Source organism: Maritalea sp. YIW29 (assembly GCF_057219265.1).
Genome location: NZ_JBXVVF010000001.1, coordinates 1,715,099 through 1,740,449, shown reverse-complemented (window position 1 = coordinate 1,740,449; position 25,351 = coordinate 1,715,099). Strand labels below are relative to the sequence as shown.

At 50.1% G+C, this 25,351-nt stretch carries 25 protein-coding genes and 1 riboswitch; of the genes, 20 read left to right on the top strand and 5 right to left on the bottom strand.

Annotated features, from left to right (window positions below; genetic code table 11):
* Positions 1-179: 179 nt before the first annotated feature.
* From coxB to AC2D8L_RS08400, 11 genes are all read left to right on the top strand, one after another.
* Entirely contained in the window at positions 180-1,106 is a 927-nt protein-coding gene (gene coxB, locus AC2D8L_RS08450) for a cytochrome c oxidase subunit II (RefSeq protein WP_484685001.1), read from the top strand.
* Positions 1,107-1,180: 74 nt separating this feature from the next.
* On the top strand, positions 1,181-2,836 hold the full coding sequence (gene ctaD, locus AC2D8L_RS08445; protein ID WP_484685000.1) for a cytochrome c oxidase subunit I: 1,656 nt from the start codon (positions 1,181-1,183) through the stop codon (positions 2,834-2,836).
* Positions 2,837-2,914: 78 nt separating this feature from the next.
* A complete protein-coding gene (locus tag AC2D8L_RS08440) occupies positions 2,915-3,847 on the top strand; it encodes a heme o synthase (protein ID WP_484684999.1) in 933 nt (310 codons plus the stop codon).
* Positions 3,847-4,002: a hypothetical protein gene (locus tag AC2D8L_RS08435; RefSeq protein ID WP_484684998.1), complete on the top strand. Its 156-nt coding sequence runs from the start codon at positions 3,847-3,849 to the stop codon at positions 4,000-4,002. The genes AC2D8L_RS08440 and AC2D8L_RS08435 overlap by 1 nt, the downstream gene beginning before the upstream one ends.
* A gap of 12 nt (positions 4,003-4,014) precedes the next feature.
* The gene (locus tag AC2D8L_RS08430) at positions 4,015-4,563 is read left to right on the top strand and encodes a cytochrome c oxidase assembly protein (RefSeq protein ID WP_484684997.1); all 549 of its coding nucleotides are present in this window, start codon (positions 4,015-4,017) and stop codon (positions 4,561-4,563) included.
* Between the two features lie 17 nt (positions 4,564-4,580).
* A complete protein-coding gene (locus AC2D8L_RS08425; RefSeq protein WP_484684996.1) occupies positions 4,581-5,417 on the top strand; it encodes a cytochrome c oxidase subunit 3 in 837 nt (278 codons plus the stop codon).
* Between the two features lie 109 nt (positions 5,418-5,526).
* A complete protein-coding gene (locus AC2D8L_RS08420) occupies positions 5,527-6,309 on the top strand; it encodes an SURF1 family protein (RefSeq protein WP_484684995.1) in 783 nt (260 codons plus the stop codon).
* A 31-nt stretch (positions 6,310-6,340) separates the two neighbouring features.
* Positions 6,341-7,744 carry a threonine synthase gene (gene thrC, locus AC2D8L_RS08415; protein WP_484684994.1) on the top strand — a complete coding sequence of 468 codons (1,404 nt, stop codon included), beginning with the start codon at positions 6,341-6,343 and terminating at the stop codon, positions 7,742-7,744.
* 1 nt (position 7,745) lies between these two features.
* Positions 7,746-9,008: a M16 family metallopeptidase gene (locus AC2D8L_RS08410; RefSeq protein WP_484684993.1), complete on the top strand. Its 1,263-nt coding sequence runs from the start codon at positions 7,746-7,748 to the stop codon at positions 9,006-9,008.
* A gap of 22 nt (positions 9,009-9,030) precedes the next feature.
* Positions 9,031-9,633, top strand: coding sequence for a GNAT family N-acetyltransferase (locus AC2D8L_RS08405; RefSeq protein WP_484684992.1), 603 nt, complete (start codon positions 9,031-9,033; stop codon positions 9,631-9,633).
* A 74-nt stretch (positions 9,634-9,707) separates the two neighbouring features.
* Complete coding sequence (locus AC2D8L_RS08400) at positions 9,708-12,617, top strand: EAL domain-containing protein (RefSeq protein ID WP_484684991.1); 2,910 nt, start codon at positions 9,708-9,710, stop codon at positions 12,615-12,617.
* Here the strand turns inward: AC2D8L_RS08400 and AC2D8L_RS08395 are convergent.
* Positions 12,614-13,195 carry a YqgE/AlgH family protein gene (locus AC2D8L_RS08395; protein WP_484684990.1) on the bottom strand — a complete coding sequence of 194 codons (582 nt, stop codon included), beginning with the start codon at positions 13,193-13,195 and terminating at the stop codon, positions 12,614-12,616. The genes AC2D8L_RS08400 and AC2D8L_RS08395 overlap by 4 nt on opposite strands.
* Positions 13,196-13,319: 124 nt before the next feature.
* Between AC2D8L_RS08395 and AC2D8L_RS08390 the strand changes: the two genes are divergently transcribed.
* From AC2D8L_RS08390 to AC2D8L_RS08350, 9 genes are all read left to right on the top strand, one after another.
* On the top strand, positions 13,320-14,180 hold the full coding sequence (locus AC2D8L_RS08390) for a protein-disulfide reductase DsbD domain-containing protein (protein WP_484684989.1): 861 nt from the start codon (positions 13,320-13,322) through the stop codon (positions 14,178-14,180).
* Positions 14,181-14,232: 52 nt separating this feature from the next.
* Positions 14,233-14,736, top strand: coding sequence for a redoxin family protein (locus tag AC2D8L_RS08385; protein WP_484684988.1), 504 nt, complete (start codon positions 14,233-14,235; stop codon positions 14,734-14,736).
* A 54-nt stretch (positions 14,737-14,790) separates the two neighbouring features.
* The gene (locus AC2D8L_RS08380) at positions 14,791-15,375 is read left to right on the top strand and encodes a hypothetical protein (protein ID WP_484684987.1); all 585 of its coding nucleotides are present in this window, start codon (positions 14,791-14,793) and stop codon (positions 15,373-15,375) included.
* 54 nt (positions 15,376-15,429) lie between these two features.
* A riboswitch (glycine riboswitch) is annotated at positions 15,430-15,515 on the top strand.
* A gap of 161 nt (positions 15,516-15,676) precedes the next feature.
* On the top strand, positions 15,677-16,813 hold the full coding sequence (gene gcvT / locus AC2D8L_RS08375) for a glycine cleavage system aminomethyltransferase GcvT (protein ID WP_484684986.1): 1,137 nt from the start codon (positions 15,677-15,679) through the stop codon (positions 16,811-16,813).
* A 30-nt stretch (positions 16,814-16,843) separates the two neighbouring features.
* Positions 16,844-17,215, top strand: a complete 372-nt coding sequence (gcvH, locus tag AC2D8L_RS08370) for a glycine cleavage system protein GcvH (RefSeq protein WP_484684985.1) — start codon at positions 16,844-16,846, stop codon at positions 17,213-17,215.
* A gap of 19 nt (positions 17,216-17,234) precedes the next feature.
* The gene (gene gcvPA / locus AC2D8L_RS08365; protein WP_484684984.1) at positions 17,235-18,575 is read left to right on the top strand and encodes an aminomethyl-transferring glycine dehydrogenase subunit GcvPA; all 1,341 of its coding nucleotides are present in this window, start codon (positions 17,235-17,237) and stop codon (positions 18,573-18,575) included.
* Positions 18,575-20,128 (top strand): aminomethyl-transferring glycine dehydrogenase subunit GcvPB, encoded by a 1,554-nt coding sequence (gene gcvPB / locus AC2D8L_RS08360; RefSeq protein WP_484684983.1) that lies wholly within the window; start codon positions 18,575-18,577, stop codon positions 20,126-20,128. Before gcvPA ends, gcvPB begins: the two co-directional genes overlap by 1 nt.
* A 165-nt stretch (positions 20,129-20,293) precedes the next feature.
* A complete protein-coding gene (locus AC2D8L_RS08355; protein WP_484684982.1) occupies positions 20,294-21,394 on the top strand; it encodes an agmatine deiminase family protein in 1,101 nt (366 codons plus the stop codon).
* A gap of 7 nt (positions 21,395-21,401) precedes the next feature.
* On the top strand, positions 21,402-21,857 hold the full coding sequence (locus AC2D8L_RS08350; RefSeq protein WP_484684981.1) for a GNAT family N-acetyltransferase: 456 nt from the start codon (positions 21,402-21,404) through the stop codon (positions 21,855-21,857).
* Positions 21,858-21,901: 44 nt separating this feature from the next.
* Here the strand turns inward: AC2D8L_RS08350 and AC2D8L_RS08345 are convergent, their stop codons facing one another.
* The 4 genes from AC2D8L_RS08345 to AC2D8L_RS08330 all read right to left on the bottom strand — a co-directional run bounded on the left by AC2D8L_RS08345 (position 21,902) and on the right by AC2D8L_RS08330 (position 25,209).
* Positions 21,902-23,125, bottom strand: a complete 1,224-nt coding sequence (locus AC2D8L_RS08345) for a hypothetical protein (protein ID WP_484684980.1) — start codon at positions 23,123-23,125, stop codon at positions 21,902-21,904.
* Positions 23,126-23,612: 487 nt separating this feature from the next.
* The gene (locus AC2D8L_RS08340) at positions 23,613-24,017 is read right to left on the bottom strand and encodes a VOC family protein (RefSeq protein ID WP_484684979.1); all 405 of its coding nucleotides are present in this window, start codon (positions 24,015-24,017) and stop codon (positions 23,613-23,615) included.
* Positions 24,018-24,124: 107 nt separating this feature from the next.
* Positions 24,125-24,607, bottom strand: a complete 483-nt coding sequence (locus AC2D8L_RS08335; protein ID WP_484684978.1) for a F0F1 ATP synthase subunit B family protein — start codon at positions 24,605-24,607, stop codon at positions 24,125-24,127.
* Between the two features lie 5 nt (positions 24,608-24,612).
* A complete protein-coding gene (locus AC2D8L_RS08330) occupies positions 24,613-25,209 on the bottom strand; it encodes a F0F1 ATP synthase subunit B (RefSeq protein WP_484684977.1) in 597 nt (198 codons plus the stop codon).
* Positions 25,210-25,351 lie beyond the last annotated feature (142 nt).

The following is a 25,351-nucleotide window of genomic DNA, read 5'->3' as shown; positions in this document are numbered from 1 at the left end:
GGAGAATATGCCGCACTGTTTGTGGTGCAATTGGAATTGCGCAAACTGTTCTGATATGATTTAGGTCAGCAATGAGATTCTGCCTAATTTGGGGATGCGCGAATTGACAAGAGGAGACTACTCCACTTATGCGTATGTTCAGCTATTAGGCTTTAAACATGTCGCAAAGGGAGACTGACGTGAGCAGCATTTTCGCACGTCTGGCTAAAGTCACATCTGCAATCATCGCATGGGCATTGCCCGCAACCGCATTCGCTCAAGAAGCTGGTGATCCAATTACAGGTCAGCCAACTGATGGTGCAATCGGATTTCAACCATCTGTAACAACCATCATGGACAGCACAGCAGCTTTCCATAATGGCCTATTGATGCCAATCATCGTTGTCATAACACTTTTCGTTACTGCATTATTGATCTGGGTCATGTTTCGTTACAATGCGAAAGCAAATCCTAATCCATCTCGCACAACCCACAACACTTTCATTGAAATTGTTTGGACCGTTGTTCCGATTTTGGTGTTGATCGTGATTGCTATTCCCTCATTTGGTGTTTTGGCCGATCAAATGATCACGCCAGATGGTGAACGCAAATATTTGGGCAGCTCAATTTTCTCACGCGAAAATGGCGAGCAAGTTCCAGCCGCTGAAGTGACTATTACTGCAACCGGTTACCAATGGTACTGGGGTTACGAATATAACGACCTTGACGGCGCTTCATATGACTCGATCATGCTGAGCGAAGAAGAGATCGCAGCATCTAAGCCAGGCCAGCCAAGACTTTTGGCAGTGGACAACGAATTGGTGGTGCCAGTGGGCACAACAGTTCGTGTGCTTGTAACTGCTGCGGACGTTATTCACGCATTTGCGGTACCTGCTTTCGGCGTCAAAACCGACGCGGTACCAGGCCGGATCAACGAAACTTGGTTCAACGCACGTAAAGAAGGCATGTATTACGGTCAGTGTTCTGAGCTTTGCGGTAAAGATCACGCCTTTATGCCAATAGCGGTTCGCGTGGTGTCTAAAGACGAGTTTAAAGCTTGGTCTGAAAAGCTAAAAGCAGAAGATGACGTTGATGCAGCCAACCTGACTTTGGCAAGCTTGAACTAACGCATCAAATTTATGAATTGGGGCTCTTTGTCTTTTAGGCAAAGAGTTGAATGGGAAAGAGGCAAGGAAAGCAAATGGCGACTGCAACTGCTGACCATGACGCGCACGCAAATCCTACGGGATGGAAGCGCTATGTATATTCGACAAACCACAAAGACATCGGAACGATGTATCTTATCTTTGCGATTATTGCAGGGATTATCGGTGGTGCACTCTCAGGCTTTATGCGCTGGGAACTAGCTGAACCGGGCATTCAAGTTTTCCCGGGCCTTGCTTCAATGGTTTATGGCCATGAATGGCAAAGCGCGGCTGCACTAGACGCCGGCAAGCACATGTTCAACGTGTTCACCACAGCACACGGCCTGATCATGGTCTTCTTTGTTGTGATGCCTGCGCTTATCGGTGGTTACTCAAACTGGTTTGTGCCGCTTATGATTGGTGCGCCCGATATGGCGTTCCCGCGTATGAACAACATCTCATTCTGGTTGCTGCCTCCAGCATTTATCTTGCTGTTGATGTCAATGTTCTTTGAGGGCCCTCCGGGCGGCATGGGCACTGGCGGTGGTTGGACGGTTTATCCGCCATTGTCGACAACAGGTCAGCCGGGTCCGGCGATGGACTTCGCGATCCTATCGCTTCACATTGCGGGCGCGTCATCAATTCTTGGTGCCATCAACTTCATCACGACCATTTTCAACATGCGTGCACCGGGCATGACGTTGCATAAGATGCCTTTGTTCCCATGGGCAATTCTTGTAACGGCGTTCTTGTTGTTGCTTTCACTGCCTGTTTTGGCTGGTGCGATCACCATGCTGCTGACAGACCGAAACTTTGGTACGACATTCTTCTCACCTGAAGGTGGCGGCGATCCAATCCTGTTCCAGCACTTATTCTGGTTCTTTGGTCACCCCGAAGTGTATATTATGATTTTGCCGGGCTTTGGTATTGTCTCGCACATCATTTCAACATTCTCCAGAAAGCCAGTATTTGGCTATTTGGCGATGGTTTATGCGATGGTGGCAATTGGTTTTGTTGGCTTTATCGTGTGGGCACACCACATGTACACAACAGGCATTTCGCTTGATACACAGCGCTACTTTGTGTTCGCCACAATGGTTATTGCGGTGCCAACAGGCGTTAAAATCTTCTCTTGGATTGCAACAATGTGGGGCGGTTCACTTTCATTCCGTCCACCAATGCAATGGGCCATTGGCTTCATCTTCTTGTTCACCGTTGGTGGCGTGACTGGTGTTGTTTTGGCGAATGCGGGCGCTGACCGTTCATTGCACGACACATATTATGTGGTTGCTCACTTCCACTATGTGCTGTCACTTGGTGCGATCTTCTCGATCTTTGCTGGCTGGTACTATTGGTATCCAAAAATGTTCGGCCACATGTATTCAGAAACATTGGCGACAATCCACTTCTGGGTGATGTTCGTCGGCGTGAACTTGATCTTCTTCCCACAACACTTCCTTGGGTTGAACGGCATGCCACGTCGATACATTGACTATCCTGAAGCGTTCGCGCAGTGGAACATGGTGTCTTCAATTGGATATCTAATCACGTTGGTTGCTGTGATCATCTTCATCTACACCGTATTTGAAGCGATCGCGAAGAAGCGTCCTGCGGCGGATAATCCTTGGGGCGAAAGCGCTACCACTCTTGAGTGGACATTGCCTTCACCACCACCGTTCCACCAGTTCGAAACACTACCAAAAATCAAGTAGTGAAAAATTGTCCCACCGCGCATTTAGTGCGGTGGGACCAAGCCCTTCGGGGCAACACAAATTAGGTATGATGCGATAATGGCATTTGTCAGCAACCAAAATGAGGGCCCTCTATATTCTTCCGCAGATGTGGAAGATTATTTTGCGTTGCTCAAACCACGCGTTATGTCGTTGGTTATCTTCACAGCTATCGTTGGCTTGTTGGTTGCACCCGGTGCCGTTCATCCAATTATTGGCTTCACCGCAATTCTGTGTATTGCAATTGGTGCAGGCGCCTCTGGCGCGCTGAACATGTGGTATGATGCAGATATTGATGCGGTGATGAGCCGCACCCTCAATCGTCCCATTCCTTCGGGCCGAGTGGCACCAAAAGAAGCCTTAGTGTTTGGCTTGGTGCTTTCTGCATTTTCTGTTGTCACCCTTGGCTTGTTGGTCAATTGGGTTGCTGGCGGTTTGCTCGCCTTCACCATTTTCTTCTACGCGGTGATTTACACCATGTGGCTAAAGCGCTGGACCCCGCAGAACATCGTTATTGGTGGCGCGGCTGGTTCATTCCCACCAATGATTGGCTGGGCCGCAGTCACAGGTACAGTCACGCTTGAAAGCACAATCCTATTTCTGATCATCTTCTTGTGGACACCGCCGCACTTCTGGGCGCTGGCACTCTACAAAAAGGGTGATTATCACGAGGCTGGCATTCCGATGTTGCCCAACGTTGCTGGCGAACGCGCGACGCAAAACCAGATTTTGATCTATTCAATCTTGTTGGCAGCAATTGCAATTGCGCCGACATTGATCGGTTTTGCCAGCCTTGCATATGGCGCAGCCGCCGCATTGCTTAGCGCAGGTTTTGTTTTCTACGCGGTTAAGCTTTGGCGCGAGAACGAGTTGGTTGAATTGAAGAAGTCAGCCCGCAAATTATTTGCCTTCTCGCTTGTCTACTTGTTCGCAATCTTCCTTGTGTTGCTTGCAGATATCAGCGCCACCAAGATCCTTGGAGGATTGGTTTAATGTCTGAACTAACAGCAGAACAAATCGAAGAACTTAAGAAGCGTCGCCGTAAGCGTTCAATTGCGCTTGGCATCGTTTTGGGCGCACTTGCAATTCTGTTCTATGCAGTGACCATCGTGAAGATCGGTCCCGCGATCTTCCAGCGGCCGCTTTAGGAATAATTGTCCATGGCAAACGTGAACCTTACAGCTCCACTACCAAATCCAAATAATCGCAAACTCGCGATTATCTTGGCATTGGTTGTTGCTGGCATGGTGGGTTTGGCCTATGCGGCGGTGCCGATCTATCAAATTTTCTGTCAGGTGACAGGCTATGGCGGCACGACCCAGCGGGTTGAGGGTGATGCGGCAGTTGGCATTATCGACCGCGAAATGGGTGTGCGTTTTACCGCAAGTATTGATGCTGGTCTGCCGTTAAAGGTAGAACCCGCGAAAATGTCGATTGATAAAATTGGCGCCAAAGTAACCGTCATCTACACGGCGACAAATTTGAGCGATCAGCCCTTGGCGACAACCGCCGGGTTTAATGTGGCACCTGCTGTAGCGGGCACATATTTTAATAAGATCGAATGTTTTTGCTTCACCGAGCAAACGCTCGCACCAGGTGAAGTTAAGGAAATGCCGGTAATCTATTATTTAGACCCGGAGTTGGATTTAGACAAAGAGCTTGATACGATTAAAGAAGTCACGCTCTTTTACGCATTCTATGCTTCGTAAAGATTGGGAGAAGCTTAATGGCGGCACACGCTAAAAATCACGATTATCACTTGGTCGATCCAAGCCCATGGCCATTTATCGGTTCTGTTTCTGCTTTTGTGATGGCAACCGGCGGCATCATGTGGATGCGCATGGATATTCCATGGCTGTTCTTGATGGGCCTCGCAGGCGTGCTCTACACCATGTATGGCTGGTGGGCAGACGTGATCAAGGAAGCGCATGCTGGCGATCACACACCGGTTGTGCAATTGCACCACCGTTATGGCATGATTTTGTTCATTGCTTCAGAAGTAATGTTCTTCGTGGCTTGGTTCTGGGCCTATTTTGATGCGTTCTTCTATTATGACGAAATTCAGCAATTTGGGCGCGTGGCGGCAACCGGCGGTCACTGGCCACCAAATGGTGTTGAATTGTTCGACCCTTGGCACTTGCCGATCTTCAACACATTGTTGTTGCTGACATCAGGCATGACGGTGACTTGGGCACACCATGCTGTGTTGGAAGATGACCGTGAAAGCCTTAAATGGGGCTTGGTGTTGACCTGTATCTTGGGCGCGATCTTTACAGTTGTGCAGGGTATCGAATATGCACAAGCTGGTTTCAGCTTCTCTGGAAACATCTATGGCGCGGCATTCTTCATGGCGACAGGTTTCCATGGCTTCCATGTGTTGATTGGTACAATCTTCTTGGTTGTTTGCTTGTTCCGCGCACTGAGTGGACACTTTACGCCAAAACAACATCTCGGCTTCGAGTTTGCCGCATGGTATTGGCACTTTGTTGATGTGGTTTGGTTGTTCCTATTTGCAGCCGTTTATGTGTGGGGCTCATGGGGCGTCGCAGTCGGCCACGGCTAAACTGATAAAATCCATTTCAAGGCGCGGGAAATGTTCCCGCGCCTTTTTTGTTTGTTGGTCAAGCCATAACGCTTGATCCACTTTCCATTCAGATTCTTAGGCGCAAACAATGTCCGAACGCGAAGGCCGAAATTCCACACTTGGTTCCATTCTGTTCATGGCTGGAATGCTGGCAGCAGCGCTTTTGTTTGCGGTGCTTGGCTTTTGGCAAATGGAACGGCTCGGTTGGAAAGAGCAATTGATCGCAACGGCAAAAGCCCGCGCCACCGCTCCAGCCATTGATGTTCCCGCTAAAGGAACATGGGCGACGCTTGATCCGCAAAGCGTTGATTTTCAGCCCGTCACCCTAACCGGGCGATTTCTTGATCATAGCGAAGCCCGAGTATTCATCTCCCTGCCCAAAAAGAATAGGCGCGTGGGTGGTCCCGGCTATTGGATTGTCACGCCATTTGAACTGACCGCAGGCGGCATCGTCTATGTCAATCGCGGCTTCGTACCGCAAGAACTGGCCTTCAATGCGGGATATGAAGCTGCTCCATTGGGGGAAATGAATATATCCGGCGTCTTGAGACGGGCCGAACGTGTAGGGTCCGCAACGCTGGAACCTGATTTGGCGAAGAACGTGGATTGGGTGATCAACCCGGAACGCCTATCAACAATTCTGTTTAGTGATCTAGGCACGGTTGCGCCGTTCTATGTGCATTGGCAACCAACAGATGCGCCAACTCTGCCCCAACCTGCACAAACAGGTGAAGTCGAGTTCCCGAACAAGCATCTAGAATATGCGCTGACATGGTTCGCTTTGGCTTTGATGACCCCCATATTGTTGATCTTTTGGCTGCTCCGTCGCCGAAACCTTCAAAAACTTGCAACTGACGAGAGCGCGGACTAGTGTGCGCCCGAATAAAATCACGGATTGAATAATGCAGTATATCAGCACACGTGGCCTCGCGCCGCGCTTGGGATTTTGTGACGCAGTTCTAGCTGGCCTTGCACGTGACGGCGGTTTGTATTTGCCACAATCGTGGCCGCAAATGGGTAAAGAGCAAATTGCAGCAATGGCGGGCAAACCATTTGCGCAAGTTGCTTTTGAAGTGATCTCACCATTTGTCGATGGGGAAATTCCAGACGACAAATTGCGCACGATGCTGGACGAAGCCTATGGCACTTTCAATCATGATGCTGTTGCTCCATTGATCCAGACAGATGAAGGCCACTTCGTGCTCGAACTCTTCCATGGCCCAACATTGGCATTTAAAGATGTGGCCATGCAGTTTTTGGCCCGCGTTATGGACCATATCCTTGGCGAACGAGGTCAGCATGCGACAATCGTCGGTGCAACGTCTGGCGATACAGGTTCTGCAGCAATCGAAGCCTTTCGTGGGCGTGAGAATACAGACATCTTCATTCTACATCCAAAAGGCATGGTATCGCCGGTGCAACAGCGCCAGATGACAACGGTGCTCGATTCCAATGTCCACAATATCGCCCTTGAGGGCAATTTTGACGATTGCCAAACCATCGTTAAAGACATGTTCAACAACCATCATTTCCGTGATGGCGTCAGCCTTTCAGGTGTGAACTCAATTAACTGGGGCCGGATCGTCGCGCAAGTGGTGTATTATTTCACCGCGGCTGCTGCGCTCGGCTCGCCGCATCGCGAAGTCAGCTTCACAGTTCCCACAGGTAATTTTGGCGACGTGTTTGCGGGTTTCGTCGCCCAGAAGATGGGGTTGCCCATCAAGCAATTGGTGATCGCCACAAACGAAAACGACATTTTGCGCCGCACAATGGAAACCGGCCGATATGAAATGGATGGCGTATCTGCCACCACAAGCCCCTCGATGGATATTCAAATCTCGTCCAATTTTGAACGTTTGCTGTTTGAAGCCAACGACCGAAATGCAGAAGAAACCAAAACCCAAATGGACGGCCTAAAGCAATCCGGCAGTTTTGCTCTTTCTGAAAAAGCACTTGGCACAATCAAAGCCAAGTTTGGGGCAGGGACGTCAAATCAGGCTGAAACCGCCGCTGTTCAACAAACTGTGCTCGCCAACGCGGGCTATTTGATGGACCCCCATACTGCGGTGGCCTATAAAGTGGCTCAAGAATTTTCCACAGCAGACGCGCCGATGGTTACTCTATCAACCGCGCATCCTGCAAAGTTTCCGGCAGCAGTGAAATCTGCCACAAATATTGAAGCGGCACTGCCCGCATCACTTTCTGATCTTTATGAACGTGAAGAACGTTTTGAAGTTTTGGAAAATGCACAAGATACGGTTGAGGCTTTCATCAAAAGTCGCGCCCGTGCTAATAAGGAGCAATAATTTGCCAGTTCGTTCTACGACACTTGATAACGGCATGACTGTCATCACCCATTCAATGCCAAGCCTTGAAAGCGCGTCTGTTGGCGTGTGGGTGAAAGCCGGTTCCCGTTGCGAAAATGAAGATGAACATGGCATTTCTCACCTGCTCGAGCATATGGCTTTTAAGGGCACGGCAACTCGTTCTGCCCGCGATATTGCTGAAGAGATCGAAACCGTTGGCGGTGACGTAAACGCTGCAACAAGTGTTGAAAATACTGGATATTTTTCTCGCGTGTTGAAAGAAGATGTCGGCATGGCCGCAGACATTCTTTCGGACATTTTGCAAAACTCTTTGTTCAGCGAAGAAGAATTGCAGCGCGAAAAGCATGTGATCGTGCAAGAAATTGGCGCCAGCCATGATGCACCAGACGATTATGTATACGACCTGTTTCAAGGCGCGGCCTATCAAAACCAGCCCATCGGCCAAAATATTCTAGGCACAGTTGAATCTGTTGAGGGTTTCACGCCTGATGCGATCCGTACTTATATGGACCGCACCTATGTCGGTGACCAGATGGTTATGGCAGCTGCAGGCAACGTCAACCATGATGAGTTGGTTGATATCGCCACGAAGAAATTTGACGGATTGAAATCTACAGGCGCACCGGACCCAGTTGCTGCAAAATTTGATGGCGGGGATATCCGCTTGCAGCGCGATCACGAACAAGCCCACGTGCTTATCGGCGTCGAAGGCCGTGCCTACCATTCTGATGGTTTCTATGCGAGCCAGATTTTGGCCAGCATTCTTGGCGGCGGCATGAGCTCGCGTCTCTTCCAAGAAGTGCGCGAAAAACGCGGTCTTTGCTACTCGATCTATTCGTTCCACTGGGCATTTGCAGATAGTGGTATTTTTGGCGTTTCAGCTGCAACAGGTGACGAAGATTTGGGCGAACTTGTCCCTGTCATTTTGGACGAGTTGAAGCAGGCAACGCTAGATATTAGTGAAAAAGAAGTCGTGCGGGTGCGCAATCAAATCCGGGCCGGCCTTCTGATGTCGCTGGAGCGCCCATCTTCACGCGCAGGGCAGTTGGCCCGTCAGCAGCTTTTATGGGGCCGTCCAATTCCATTGGAAGAAACAATTGAACGCATCAACAATATCGACGCCACGCGCGTCATGGAAGTTGCCGGACAATTGTTTAATGGTACAAAACCGGTTGTTGCTGGCATTGGCCCTATGTCAAACCTGCCGGAATATGACAAGATTGAAGAACAACTAAAGTTCTAATCAGTCAGGTTGGGATCGGAAATTGCTACGCGCCCTTTTTAAAAAAGGTCAACCAATTGAACTTGCCGAAAAAGGCTTGCTCCTGCGTATTCCGTCATTGCGCGACTTTGAGCAGTGGCGCGCGCTAAGAGAAAATAGCCGCGCCTATCTGACCCCATTTGAGCCCACTTGGAGTGAAATCGAACTTGCTCCCTCGTCATTTCGGGAGCGGGTACGCCGTGCAGAGCGTGAAGCAATGGAAGGGAAAGCATACGCCTTTTTCATCCATGATGTTTCGGGTGAAGAACCAACATTGGTCGGCGGCATAAACCTTTCTGATATTCGTCGCCGCGTCGCACAAACAGTGAATATCGGCTATTGGATGGGTGAGACAAAGGCGAACAAGGGCACCATGACAAATGCCTTGGGGATCACCTTGCCCTTTATCTTTGATCAACTCGAATTGCATCGTGCGAGTGCAGCGTGCTTGGTGGACAATGTTCGATCAATTCGAGTGTTGGAGAAAAATGGGTTTGTTCAAGAGGGCAAGGCTGAAGGATTCCTCAAAATAAATGGGAAATGGCAAGACCATTTGTTGTTTGGCCTTACAAAAGAACGATTTGTTGCCAATACAGACGACAAATAAATGTAATAATCCATCATAACTGGTTGAAGCTGTGGCTAAATCTCGCTACGAAAAAGACCATTGGGAGTAACTTTATGCGTCTTGAGTGGCTGCAACGCGCTTTTCTTGTCTTGGTCGTGCAAATTTTCTTTGCCGTCGCAAGCCTAAATGCGTTCGCTTTAGAAACAATTGCAATCCCAGAAAATGTAGGTGCACTGGACCTTTCCGCTGCACTAGAACACCGTGAGGGCAGCAACGGTCGGGTGCAATTGTCGACGGCTCCAGACGCAGATGGCATCGTCCGCCGCATCGAAGTGTTGGCGACCGAAGACGGCACCAATCCCAATTGGGCGCTAATAGCTATTACCAATCAGAATGACGTACAGCTGGAGCGGTTGCTCGTTGCACCCCATTTTAGCTTACCCGGTTCTGGCGTGTTTTCGCCCGATCTTGGTGGCGACCGAATTAACGTCATCACCCCCAGTGAAGGGTTTCGGCCAACGCCAGTTGAAGACCGAGAAGCCGATGTCTTTTCTATCACTGTGGACCCTGGCGCAACGGTAACACTCATCCTTGAATTGAAGGGCGAGGTGATCCCCGAATTTTACATGTGGGAACCGGCTGCCTATCGCGACTATGTAAGCTCGTTCACCTTGTTCCGCGGCACCCTATTGGGTGTATCCAGCCTCTTAGCTGTGTTTTTGACCATCATGTTTGTTGTAAAAGGCCGGGGCATGTTCCCAGCTGTTGCCGCATTTGCTTGGTCCGTGCTGTTTTATTTGCTTGTCGATTTCGGATTGCTCACAAGCCTGTTTGAATTGGCGCCGAACCAACTGCGCACGTCAAGGGCCACCGCCGAAGCGGCGCTTGCAACGACGTTGTTTGGCTATTTGTTCATTTATCTAAATCTACACCGTTGGCATTTTCGCTTTTTGCATTTGGCATTGGCAATTGCTTTGGCGCTGACCGCATTGATGGCCCTTGCTTTCTTCCAACCGGTTCTGGCGATCGGCATTGCACGAGCCATTCTGGCGATCGTTGGGCTGTTTGGAATCGTGGTCGTCGGGTTCCTCGCCATTCGCGGCTATGACCGCGCGATTATGATTGTGCCAACTTGGATCATTACCGTCGCTTGGCTGATTTTTGCCTTCATGGTGGTTTCAGGCAGTATCGACAATGATGTCGCCCAGTCAGCGGTCGCTGGCGGCTTGGTATTGATCGTTATGCTGTTGGGCTTTACGGCGATCCAGCATGCCTTCACTGATGGACAAGTTGCCGTGGGGCAGGTGTCCGAGGTTGAGCGCCGCGCATTAGCCCTGATTGGCAGTGGTGATTTCGTTTTTGATTGGAATGTCGACAGAGATCGCGTTTCAGTTTCCGACGGGTTGATGACACGATTGGGCGAAGCAAATGGAAGTTTGCAAGGCGCGATCAAGAAGTGGCTCGATCGACTGCACCCCGAAGACAGGGATCGGTTTAGAACGGCCCTTGATACGCTTGTTGAGTTGAAACGCGGCAAGGTTTCAAGCGACTTCCGGATTATGACCCATGATGGCAGCTACCGGAACTTCCGGCTGCGGGTAAAACCGGTCATTGGCAATAATGGCGACGTCACAAGATGCGTCGGTACTTTGCAGGATGTCACCGGTGAACGCAGTGCCCGGGATCGGCTGATGCACGACGCAGTGCATGACAGTCTTTCAGGCCTGCCCAATAAAGAATTGCTTTTAGATCGCTTAGAACGCGCACTTGTTCGTTCACGCGAAGAAAAAGAGAACAAACCAGCGGTCTTCCTTGTTGATCTGGATGGGTTTGGCAATTTGGATGAACGTATTGGCCATGTGGCCGCGGACTCGGTGCTACTAGCCGTATCCCGTCGTCTTGCGCGGTTGATGCGCCCGTTGGATACGCTAGCGCGGATCAATGGCGACCAATTCGCTGTGGTACTGGTATCTGAACAAAGCGCGACAAAAATAGCAGGATTTGCCGAGCAGATGCGCAAGTCGATCCGCGAGCCAATCAAATTCGGCAATGACGAACTTTCAATTTCGGCGTCTATCGGCGTAACAATTTATGACAACAAGCCCAACAGTTCGGCGAACATATTGCGCAATGCAGAATTGGCAATGATGTATGCCAAGCGCATGGGCGGCGACCGTATCGAAGCCTATCGGGCCAACACCAGTGAATTAGGCGTTGCGGAAAACACACTAGACATCGATCTTGAACGCGCGATTGATCAGCGCGAATTGCAGATGTATTTCCAACCCATTTATGAATTGGCGACAGGCAAACTTGCTGGCGCCGAAGCCTTGATGCGCTGGCATCATCCAAATCGGGGCGCCATAAGCCCTGAAGAATTTATTCCCCTCGCTGAACGTAGCGGTCTGATCGAACGCTTGGGGCAGGTGGTGATTGAGCAAACAGCAATCCAGCTTCGCAATTGGATGAGCGCCACCAATTTGCCAGAAAAGTTCTTTGTGTCGATTAATCTCTCCGCCCAACAGCTCTCGAACGACAATTTGCTCAACGAGATGCGCACGATGATCTCAACCCATGGCGAGATGGTCGATAAAATGTTGCTCGAGGTGACGGAAAGCCAAGTGATGATGAGCCCTGAACATTCAGCCTATGTGCTGGATGCACTTAAGGGCATGGGGTTCAGATTGGCGCTTGATGATTTTGGCGTTGGTCATTCCTCGCTTTCCTATTTGCACCGGTTCCCATTTGATTTTGTCAAAATTCCATCCACCTTTGTGCAGATGGAAGAAAGCCATGGCATATCGCAAACCCAAATGCCCATCATGCGGGCAGTGGTCAATCTGGCAAAAGAGCTAGACCTAAAGGTAATTGCGGAAGGGGCAGAAAACGACGCGGAAGTGGAGCGACTTAGGTCACTTGAATGTCGTTATGTGCAAGGATTTGCGTTCTCCAAACCAGTTTCGGGCTCCGAGATGTCACATCTATTGAAGAAAAATTCGAGTTTGCCCAAGGCTAAAGTTTAGGCATGGCCAGCTGTGCTGGACAGAAAAGCGATGTCGATGCCTATATTCTTTAACGCCTGATGATATCGTTTATCCATGGGCGTGGAGAAGATTAGATCTGAAGACCCAGGTGTCGTTAGCCAGCCATTGTGGCCAATTTCATTTTCAAGTTGGCCTGGTTCCCATCCGCAATAGCCAAGCGCAAGCAAAGCGTGGGACGGACCATCTCCATCTGCCATGGATTTTAGAACATCCATAGTCGTTGATAGGCATAAATCGTCCGACACGTTCACGGAGTTTTCATCGCTCTCAAAGTCTGCTGTGTGCAAAACGAAGCCGCGACTGGTATCGACCGGCCCACCTACCACGATCGGTTGGTTATAGGCTGAGTTTTCGGTGACGCTGTCCTCATTGATCTTAATGTCGAACTGAGACATCAGATCTGCGAACTGGAGGTCTGGCATGAGTTTATTGACCACAAGCCCCATGGCCCCATCCTCCACACTATGTGAACAAATATAGACGACCGTCCGCGCAAAGCGGTCGTCATCTGTATCTGGCATAGCCACCAAAAACTGGCCACGAAGGGAAAAACTCACCGAACTACTCCTACAATGTTTAGTTTCGTCATATTCAGGCTACGCGCAAGAGGTAAAATTTCGATCACCAAAATCTGATCGCAACTTTCTTTGATTTTCGCCTTTTTCGGTCTATCAAAACCTGATGTACACAAAAAACCTATGCCAGTTCGCGCTTTTCGCCCTTATATTGTTCTTAGCCGTAGCTCAATCTGGCTATGCTTCTGAGACTGAGTGGACAGAAATCGCGCCGGGCGCAAAGATGCGTTTGATCTCCACCAACAAATTGGTCAACGACAATGAAGTGGCCGCTGCGATTGAGCTGCAGCTCGCGCCGGGTTGGAAAACCTATTGGCGCATTCCGGGCGAAACCGGCATTCCGATGGTGGCCAATTGGTCAAGCTCACAAAATGTCGGTGCAACAACTTTGCATTGGCCGATGCCGAAACGCTCGCTGGATTATGATGTCATGGATTATGTCTATGAAGGCAGTGTAACCATTCCGATGACTGTGCAGCTTTCAGACACAAACGATTTGGCTCAGTTGGCCGGGCAGATCAATTTGGGCGTCTGTTCAGATATTTGCGTGCCGGTTCTATGGAAAGGTTCGCTCGAGATCGATACTAATAAGCCAGCCGCTGGTCATGCGTTTCGCCTAATGTCAGCAAACGCAAATGTGCCGAAAACAGATGCGCGTCTTGACGCACCATTCGGCAAAGTTGGCTATGATCCAGCGAATGACAGGCTCGTTTTTCACCCCGCCAATGACTCGCTGTCCAATTCAAGCTTAATATTCGATTTACCAAAAAGCTCGCTTTTGTTCGATTTGCCTCATTCTCGTCCAGAATCGGGAACCATGTCTATTGCAGCATTAACGCGTTTTGATCTATCTAGCCTAGTAGGCCAACATGTTCGGCTGACTTACGACAGTCAGGATGGTCCATTTACCAAGCTTGTTGCAGTTCAAACTGCAAATTGGGTCGATGGTGAGCTGGTTTTTAATTGAGTCTGAAGTATAGTGACCGCACGAATACGCAGGTGACGGCAATGGGGAATGTATGACACTAGAAGTTGGCGCCAAGCTGCCATCCATCATGGTCAAATTGATGACGCCGGTCGGGCCTCAGGATATCAATTTCGCTGATTATGTGAGCGAGGGCACGAGCGTACTTTTTTGCTTGCCTGCCGCATTTTCGACCACTTGTCACAATAATCATTTGCCAGGCTTTATCGCAAATATCGATAAATTTGCATCATTGGGTGTTAACCGTGTAGCGTGTCTTTCGGTTAATGACCATTTTGTCATGTCGGCTTGGGCTGAGCAGACAGGGGCAATGGGCAAAATTGACATGATTGCCGATGGAAATGCCGAACTAGCAATTGCCATGAAATCCGAATTGGATGCTCGTGGCGGGGGAATGGGAACGCGATTTACGCGCTGCGCCTACATCGTAAAAGATGGTGTGGTATTGCGCACGTTCCTAGAGGAAAATGCAGGCGAGGCTGCGCAAACTGGCGCAGACAGCTTGTTGGCCGCAATGGAAGAATTGAACGCCAGTTAGTTGGTGGCGCAATTGGCCTTGATGGTTGAGCGAATTTAAAGAGTGAGTAGCAAAATGTTGGCCAATAAATCGGCAATAAAACTGGGCAAATCAATCGCAGTAATCGCAACCGCTGCATTGTCATTAAGTGCCTGTGTCGGTTCCTTTGCAGGTGGAAACAACGACAAACAATATTTGGACAGCTCTGCGTCTAAGACAGAAATAGCAAATTCCGCACCATCTGCGTTTCCAATTGTTGCCAGTGAATGTCCTGAAATTCGTGTCCGTCCGGGTGCCGAAGCCTTTGCGGTTTACACAAAAGGCCAATCCGGCAACGCCAAGGCGCTGCGCTATCAAGCGGTCATTGACAAGCAATCTCGAAATTGCCTTGTGTCAAATGGCTTGATTACTGTGAAAATGGGCGTCGTTGGACGTCTGTTGAGCGGTCCAAAAGGTGGAAATGATACGGTGAGTGTGCCGCTCCGGTTCGCTGTTGAGCGCGATAGCCTAGCTGTATTTTCACAAAAATACGATATCCCCATTACAATTACCCCGCCAAGCCAAGGCGAAGAGTTCGTCAAAGTCGTCGAAAACGTAGCGATTCCTTATGTTGGTGGCGAAGAAATCATCATTTGGGTTGGATTTGATCCCAAAGGATAAGACAGGGAAAAATTCAAAGTGATTGACCTACGCCAGATTCATAGCTAATTTGGCGCTGCATTTGCGGGAGAGACTGGTCTTCCAGCGCCGAAGGAGCAACCGCCCCGGAAACTCTCAGGCAAAAGGACCGCATGCACAAAAAACTCTGGAAAGCGGAGATGACAATAGTCATTTCCCACCGAAGGACGTAGCCGAGATCTAATCTTCTCGGGAAATCTCTCAGGTTTACCGACAGAGGGGGCGCCGATGCGACGATGGTTTGTCGCGCTGGTTCCTGATGTCGAGTTAAATGAGGGATAAAATGGCTGGGGCTTCAACAGAAAACCTATTCACAACTCCATTGAATGACACCCATATTGCATGGGGCGGTCGCATGGTGGGTTTTGCCGGTTACTCAATGCCGGTTCAATATAAAGGCCTAATCGCCGAGCATGAGCACACCCGCTCTGCCGCGAGCCTTTTTGACGTTTCGCATATGGGGCAGGTGGTTGTCACCGGACCAGACCACGAAACAACTGCACAGGCACTTGAAACGCTGATGCCGGGCGACCTTGTTGGTCTTAAGCCGGGCGAAATGCGCTACACGCTTTTGCTCAACGATAATGGTTGCATCGAAGACGATTTGATCGTCACCCGTCCGGGCGAAGAGAACACAGACGGTGTGTTGATGATCGTGTTCAATGCGGGCCGCAAAGATCATGACGTCGCGATTTTGCGCGACAAACTAGACCCAAGCCTAAAAATCGAAACATTCTGGGATAAAGCATTGGTTGCGCTTCAGGGGCCAAAGGCTGCCGACGTTCTTGCACGCTATTGCGACCTCCCATCAAAGCTTAGCTTTATGAACGCCGCTGCAACAACTATTGAGGGCATGGACGTCTATGTGTCACGCTCTGGCTACACCGGCGAAGATGGATTTGAACTGTCCGTTGATGCTGTAAACGCAGTCAAACTCGCTGAGTTGCTCGTGAGCAATGATGAAGTCGAACCTGCAGGACTTGGTGCGCGCGACAGCCTTCGTCTAGAAGCTGGGCTTTGCTTGTATGGCCACGATATGGATGACCAACGCGATCCGATCAGCGCTGGCTTGATCTTTGCCATTGGCAAGGGCCGCCGCGTTGAGGGCGGGTTCCCAGGCGCAGCTCCAATTCAAAAAATCATCAAAGATGGCGCAACTGAAAAACGTGCAGGCGTTCGCTTTGAAGGCCGCATGCCAGTGCGTGAGGGCGCTGACATTGTGGATGCAGACGGCAACAAAATTGGCGTTGTGACATCTGGCACATTCGGGCCAACAATCGGTGCGCCGGTTGCATTTGCCTATGTGCCTGCAGAACTTGCCAAACTGGGCACAGAACTAACAGCAATGGTTCGCGGTAAAGCGGTGAAGGGTACAGTTGAAAAACTGCCATTCACTCCAGCGAACTATGTGCGCCTGTAAAAAAAATCTAGCGGACCTAAGGGGGACCAAATGAGCAATACACGTTACACCGAAGATCACGAATATATCTCAGTTGAAGGCAATGTCGGCACAGTTGGTATTTCCAATTTTGCCCAAGACCAACTTGGTGATGTTGTGTTCGTTGATGTGCCAGAAGTTGGCGCAAAGTTCGCAAAAGGCGACGAAGTTGCGGTTGTTGAATCAGTAAAAGCTGCGTCAGAAATTTACGCACCTGCTTCAGGCACTGTTGTTGCGGTCAACGACAAGCTTGAGGATGAGCCAGGCCTTGTTAATTCAAGCCCAGCAGGCGACGGCTGGTTCTTCAAAATCGAACTTGATGACACGAGCGAACTTGACGGTTTGTTGGACGAAGAAGCCTACAAAGCGCACGCACAAGCGTAAAAGTTAAAAGGGTAATTTTATGCGTTATCTCCCGCATTCAAATAGGGACAGAAAAAAGATGATGGATGCCATTGGCATTCAATCCTCTGATGAACTGTTCGCAAAAGTGCCAAGCAAAGTGTTTAACAACGCTAAGCTTGATTTGCCGGATCACCAGCCAGAGTTTGCCGTTGAGGCAACCATTCGCGGCTTTGCCAATAAAAACCGGGCAGCAGGTGATGGGCCATTTTTCGTGGGAGCTGGCGCGTACCGCCACCACGTGCCATCAAGCGTTGATCACTTGATCCAACGTTCTGAGTTTTTGACCGCCTACACGCCGTACCAACCCGAAATCTCTCAGGGTACGTTGCAGATGTTGTTTGAGTTTCAAACACAGGTCGCAAACCTAACCGGCATGGAAGTCGCCAACGCCTCAATGTACGATGGGTCCACCGCTACAGTGGAAGCCGTATTGATGGCGCGTCGTTTAAAGCGCCGTCCGGGCATTGTTATTTCTGGCGGTCTTCACCCTCAATATCGCGACACCGTTGCGACTTATATGGGTGATGATGAAGGCTTTAACTGTCTTCCGGCGGATCCAACAGCTACCGAAGACATTATTGCGCAAATTGATGACACAACTGCAGCCGTTGTTGTGCAGTCGCCAGACTTTTACGGCAATTTGCGCGATCTGCGTCCGATCGCAGAAGCGGCTCACGAAAAGGGCGCTCTGTTGATTGCTGTTTTCACCGAGGTGATCTCACTTGGTGCAATCGAATCTCCGGGTGCACAGGGTGCGGACATTGTGGTTGGTGAAGGCCAATCAATCGGCAACCCACTTACCTTTGGTGGACCTTATGTTGGTTTGATGGCAACACGTCCCAAACTTGTTCGGCAAATGCCGGGTCGGGTTTGCGGTGAAACCGTAGACGCTGAAGGCAATCGCGGATTTGTGCTCACGCTTTCAACCCGCGAGCAGCATATTCGCCGCGACAAAGCGACCTCGAACATTTGTACAAACTCCGGTCTTTGTGCGCTGGCATTTTCAATTCACATGACATTGCTTGGCCAACGCGGCCTTGGCGAAATGGCGGCCCTTAGCCACCAACAAGCCTATAAAACCGCCGATGCGCTTACCGCAGTCGACGGTGTTGAACTGATCAACGCGCACTATTTCAACGAATTCACATTGCGCTTGCCAACTGCTGCAGCACCAATTGTTGAAGCGCTTGCTGAAAAAGGTGTGCTGGGTGGTGTGCCAGTTTCTCGGCTTGAGCCAGGTAAACCTGAGCTGGAAAACTTGCTGGTGGTTGCCGCAACCGAACTTACGAGTGATGCAGACATTGCGGCCTTTGCCGCAGCATTGAAGGAGGTCATCTGATGTTGAATAATCAAGGCCGTCCAACAGGTGTTGACAACGTAAACTCAAATGTAAGCCAAACAAACGGCGCTGCATTGCTACCGTCTGAGCCATTGATCTTTGAAGTCGGTGATCACAACAAAACTGGTGTTGATCTGCCAGCGACTGACAAAGACTATACACCACGTCTGGGTAATTTTGCCCGTCAAACACCGGTGAACCTGCCAGGTTTGGCCGAACCACAATCCATGCGCCACTATGTGCGTTTGAGCCGCTTGAACTATTCAATCGACGCTGGGTTCTACCCACTTGGGTCATGCACAATGAAGCACAATCCGCGATTGAACGAAAAAATGGCGCGCTTGCCGGGCATCGCTGACATTCATCCACTTCAACCTCAATCAACCGTGCAAGGCGCGATTGAGTTGATGGAAGAATTGGGTCGTTGGTTGATGGAGTTGACTGGCACCGGCGCAGTTGCCATGGCACCAAAGGCTGGCGCACACGGCGAAATGTGCGGCATGATGGCGATTAAAGCTGCCCATAAGGCAAATGGCCAAAGTCATCGTAACCTTGTGCTTGTGCCTGAAAGCGCACACGGCACAAATCCAGCGACGGCGGCGTTCCTTGGCTATAAAGTGAAGGAAATCCCAGCTCGTGAAGACGGGACGGTTGATGTTCAAGCGGTTAAAGACGCATTGGACGAGAACGTCGCCGGCATTATGCTGACCAATCCAAACACATGTGGATTGTTCGAGCCTGACGTAATTGAAATCGCTGATGCCGTTCATGAAGCAGGCGCGTATTTCTATTGCGATGGCGCGAACTTTAACGCCATCATGGGCGTTGTGCGCCCGGGGGACTTGGGCATCGATGCGATGCACATCAACCTGCACAAAACCTTCTCCACGCCGCACGGCGGCGGTGGACCAGGTGCTGGCCCAGTTGTTTTGTCTGATGCGTTGGCGCCATATGCGCCACTGCCATATGTCAAGCGCGATGGCGATAGTGCATCATTGGTTGAAAACCAAGATGGTAGCGACGATCACCTTGGCCGCATGTCAGCGTTCCATGGGCAAATGGGCATGTATGTACGTGCGCTTACGTTCAAGCTTTCACATGGTGCCGATGGCATCGAGCAAGCTGCACGTGATGCGGTATTGAATGCAAACTATCTCAAAGCCCAGCTTTCAGATGTGTTTAACGCACCGTATGATGGTCAACCTTGCATGCACGAAGTGCTGTTTGACGATGCGAGCTTAAAAGGTACCGGCGTTTCGACCCTTGATTTGGCTAAGGCCATGATCGACGAGGGTTATCACCCGATGACTATGTATTTCCCATTGGTGGTACATGGCGCGATGTTGATCGAGCCAACTGAAAGCGAAAGCCTGCACACATTGGATCAGTTCATTGGCACCATGCGCGAGCTGATGGCAGACGCGAAGGCGGGCAATATTGATCGTTTTGTCAATGCCCCGATGAAAGCGCCAATGCGTCGTTTGGATGAAACACAGGCTGCCCGGTCGCCACATTTGCGGTGGGACGAGCCAGAGGCTGAAGCTGCTGAATAGCACTTCACCAACAGAACAAAGAGCGGCAAAACAATAATAAATAGCCGCTTTCTTAGGCGGTGGGTTCTGCAGAGCCCGCCGCCATTATTTTGTTTGTCCCAATTTTCAGTTGCGTTGATTTTCTTCTATGTCAGAATATCAACAATGAGAAAAATGAAACCCTCTATGCTATCACGCCGACATTTTTTGAAAACCGCTTCGTCCTTAGGTGCAGGTTTTTTATTGCCGCCATCGGTTTACGCGAGCGCTAAAGGTGACGCGATGCCCTATACCCAGCCTGAAGAAGCCGAAGCCCACCAAGCGACATTCATGCAATGGCCAGTGAGCAGAGTCGTACATTCGGACCGGTACTTTTTGTCCGACCTTCAACAATCAATCGCAGATATCGCCAACACCATCAGCGAGTTTGAGCCCGTCATCATGTTGATGGATGCGCAGTTCGAGGCAAATGCCAGAACGATGCTCAGTGACAAAATCGAAATCTGGGATATCCCAACAGACGATTTGTGGGCGCGCGACAGTGGCCCAGCTTTTGTTAAAAACGGGAAGGGCGAATTGGCAATCCGTCAATTCAACTTCAATGGTTGGGGCAACAAACAGGTGCATGAACATGACGGGCAGGTGGCCCGTCGCGTTGCCGAACGTTTGGGGCTGCCCCTGCTCGACAATGGTCTTGTAGGCGAGCCAGGCGGGGCAGAATTCGATGGCCACGGCACGCTGATTGCCCATGAAAGCAGCTGGATAAACCCCAACCGCAATAACGGCGACAAAGAAGCTGTGTCCCAGCTTCTTATGGAGGCGTATGGCGCCAAAAAGATCATCTGGGCACCCGGTGTTGCAGGGGCAGATATCACAGATTACCACATCGACTCCTTAGCGCGATTTGTCGGCGAGGGGCGTGTTCTCGTTCAATTGCCAGATGATATCTACCCAGACGATCCATGGTCAAAAAGCGCATACGAGACATATGACATCTTGTCAGCAGCTACTGATGCAAATGGCAACAAATTTGAGTTGGTCGAGTTGGCAGAAGCCATTGCACCGCGAGTAAGCTCTGATGATTTCGTCGCTGCCTATGCGAACTACTACATTTGCAACGGGGCGGTTATTGGCGCTCAATTTGGTGACAAAGAACGAGATGCTATGGCGTTGGCGACCCTGCAAAACTTGTATCCAGATCGCGAAGTGATCACGCTCAACGTTGATCCAGTTGGCGAAGTTGGCGGTGGCATTCACTGCGCCACCCAGCAATGGCCCAAGGTATAGAACTGCTATGAAAATCCGTCCCGCACTGCTTGCTGAACTCCCTGCTTTGAGCGAACTCTGCCTTCGCTCGAAAGCCTATTGGAAATATGATGCGGCATTTATAGAAGCGTGCCGCGAAGAACTAACCCTGACCAAAAAGCAACTTGAAGAAGATATAATCATGGTTGCTGATGATGATGGCGAACAAGCGGGTGTATTACGCTTGGTACTGGATGGCACCACGTCTGAGATCGAGATGCTATTTGTCGATCCTAAATGGATAGGCAAAGGCATTGGCCGTGAACTTTTTGTGTGGGCGTTGGACACCGCAAAGGCAAAAGGCGCGACCATTATGAATGTTGTGGCTGATCCAGGTGCCGCGCCATTTTACGAGAAAATGGGTTTTGAGCAGTTTAGTACTTATCCCTCCGGCTCGATTGCCGGGCGCGAACTACCGCACATGCGATTGCAGTTGCAGAGATAGCAGCATTGATGGTTGCATCTATGTACACAAAACCCGCTTAAGGCCTACCCTTTGCACGTAGGCCCGAGCCTTGTGGCCCGACATGTCAAAATGTGTATCTCTTCAGCGTTTGTGCGGCCGTAGCCACCCAAAGCCGTAATTTGGCCCGCCTGTGACCGCTGCTGGCTGTTCAACCGGTTCTGGTTTGCGTTCACAAGGCTGAGCATATCATTGATGCACGCGGCCGAAGTTTCTCGCGGTTCCTCTCGCATCCGATCGAAGCTTTTGTTGCCGCATAAATATGTAAGCCTGATATCTTTAATGCGCGTGTTGTCGGCTCTATTCAAACTGTTGTGCTTGGACATGCCGACGGTGATTTTGATCGTTTCCTTGCCATCACCCTGATTGAGCTGACGCGCTTCAACCCAATAGGGCCTTGCTGACTGAATGGTGTCGCGTGATTTACACAGCGCGACTTTCTCGCTTGTTGCATCGCGATCGTAAGAGGCCCAGTTTCTTAAGTTCGCGCAGCTGTGCAGGATATGAACGGCGTCTGGTGAGCCAAACTTGTTGGCGGCTCTCACGCCTGTATATGTCGCCAGTAGATTTCGGTTTCTCTCGTCCGCGAGCATGAGTTGGAAGCAATAGATGTGGTCCATAATCTTTGCAAAGCCTTTTGGCTTGAATACAGCACATGACTGCACGAGTGCACCGTCCAGATAGATTTCTTGTTCGCCTAGATAGCTGGGCCCTTTGTTTTGCATGCCATCAACTACTTTTCTGCACGCGGAAGACCCAAGATTAAGCGCGACCACGGCTGGGTTGGGAACGGACGTCGCGACGGCTTTTTGAATTTTTACACCGCAGCCAGCAGTAAAAATCTTCAAATAGGTCGAGGGGTTTGCCCAGTCAAATGCATCCTTCTGAGGCGGGTTGAACGCCCTGAAGCCTGAAGAAACAGTGAATTTTCTTCCGCCCGTGTTGTCAGTCGATATGCAGGAACGTGCACCCTTGCCATCACCAGATGTGCGAAATTGCCAGTTGTTTTTATCAAGGCAGCTCCAAAGCGGTGTATCCGAGATTTGCGGTTTCCGACCCAGTAATCCTGTGCCCACCGCGGGGTGATGTCCTGAAACTTGCAAAACGGGTCGTTCTGCCACGGGATCATTTGCGGGCATGGATTGCATGACCGCTTTGGCAATTTCTTTCGCAGTCTCTTCTTTAGCGGCGTTGAGCATAGTCCGGTCTGCAAACCCAAAACATGCGCTGCGACATGCCGACGCGGTCATTTGGCACTCCCATTTTTTGGCGTCAATTACCTCTGCAGAATCCCTACCATGGCGCAGCGCATTCCAACTGGCCGCGCACGCTCTTACCTCAGGGTCAGCGTGACAACTGTCAGAACACGCTCTTTGCACCTTGAGCCTTGCTGCCGCTTTTTTTTGTCGTTTTTTTTCTATTTCGGCCTTGGCGACACTCCACTGCGCATCGTTACAAGTTGGGCAAGTATTCGCCCGGAACTCCGCCTCGCTTATTCCAAAGCACGCGGATAGCAGGACGGTGAGTAAGGCAAATGCCGCCAAATTCTTGATGATTGAAAAAACAGACATTTGTGCACCCCAACGCAAACTAAATCACAGAGTTATTATCTATGGTTGTGGGCGGCCTGGCCACTAATTCGTTGTAACGCACTGTTCATTTTGATGGAAAAATTCGGTCGTCTCGTTGGTATGTGCTGGTGATTGCGTAGCAACAATCGTAAGCGACATCGCTTATTTATGTGCGCACTTCAAATCCGAGTTGCCAAGACACACCAAACTTGTCCTGCACCCAGCAATATCTGGTGGCGAAATCATATTTATTGAGCGGCATAAATTCCATGCCATCAACCGAGAGTGCGCCGTGTAGCCGATCTACTTCCTCGGCACTTTCAGCCTCAACAAACATCGATATGGAGGGGGTGAAATCAAAATCATGCACCGCTGGGCTGTCGATGCAAAACACCTTCAATCCGTTCAAGTTGATGGTTGCGTGCTGCACGGTACCTGTCTCACCCGCATCGCCTTCTTCATAATGGGTCAACCGTTCGATTGAACTATTGGGAAACAGATCGACGTAAAAATTGATCGCTTCTTCGGCTTTGCCGATAAACATCAAAAATGGTGAGACGGACTGGGCCATATTCGATCCTGAGGTTGTTGATCAGATTTGTAGGTTAGCTCAATTATCACAGAAACGAAAACGGGCCCATTAGGGCCCGTAAATTTTTTCAAGAATTTTGACATCTTTTAGTTCAAGCTGGCAGAAACATCCTTGATGGCTTGAGCAACGAGGTCGTTGCCTTTTTCAGCCATTTTGTCTGTTAGGACCATGCGAGCTGCTTCAACCGCAATATCGGCTGAGCGAGCGCGAACGTCTGCGATTGCTTGAGATTCCGCTTGAGCAATCTTTTCTTCAACTGCTTTTGTGCGGCGAACGATCAATTCCTCCAAAGAGCCTTTAGCTTCTTCGGTCAATCGAGTTGCTTCAGCTTTTGCAGCTTCGATAATCTCTTGCGCTTCTTCTTCAGCAGCTTGGCGCTTACGCTCATATTCTGCCAAAAGAGATTGTGCTTCTTCGCGTAGACGTTTTGCTTCGTCTAGATCATCAGCGATTTTTTTCGACTTGTCGTCGAGCATGCCCATAACCTGTTTAGGTACGCCCAAATAGATGACGATACCCAAAAATACAAGAAGACCAAAAAACGCCCACCAGGTTGCATCGAGTTCCATTTGCCTTAACCTTTCACAACCTTAGCGACCGCGTCTTTGGTGGCCTTTTGTGCCGTGCGGCCCAAAATGTTTGTCACCAATGCATGTGCAGTGTCGCTAGCGATTTCATCAACATGGCCAAGCGCCTCAGTCTTTGTGGACTGGATGCGGCCTTCTGCTGTAGCCATCTTTTTCGCCAAGTCAGTTTCGACTTTATTGCGTTTCGCGTCGAGGTCCTTGCGGATGCTCTCGCGTGTTTCTTCCGCAATATTGTGCGCTTTTTTCTTAGCTTCAGCCAAATCAGCTTCGTAAGCTTCAATAGCTTGGTCAGTCTTTTGGCGCAGACGTTCGGCTTCCGCCAAGTCGCCTTCAATTCGGTCACGCCGAACTTCCAAAATCTCACCGATCCGTGGCAACGCAATTTTGCTCATCAACAGGTAAAGCGCAGCAAAGCTTAGCGCCAACCAGAGGAGCTGAGATCCAAACGTCGCCGGATCAAACGGAGGAAATACGCCAGTGCCGTGGTCGCCACCATGTGCTTCTGTTGAAGCATGGGTGTCAGTTGCGTGGCCATCAGCTTTGCTAGCGTCTGTATCGTGCGATGTTGTTGTGGAGCCTGCCATCTGGATACCTAAAATTCATATGCCTTATTCTCATTTCGAACTGAAACGATTTAGGGCCTTGGTGCTTTAGTTCCAATCGCAGCATTTGCGAGAAACAAAGCGTGTGTAATAGGCAGGCAGCCCAAAGATGCATTTACTGCAA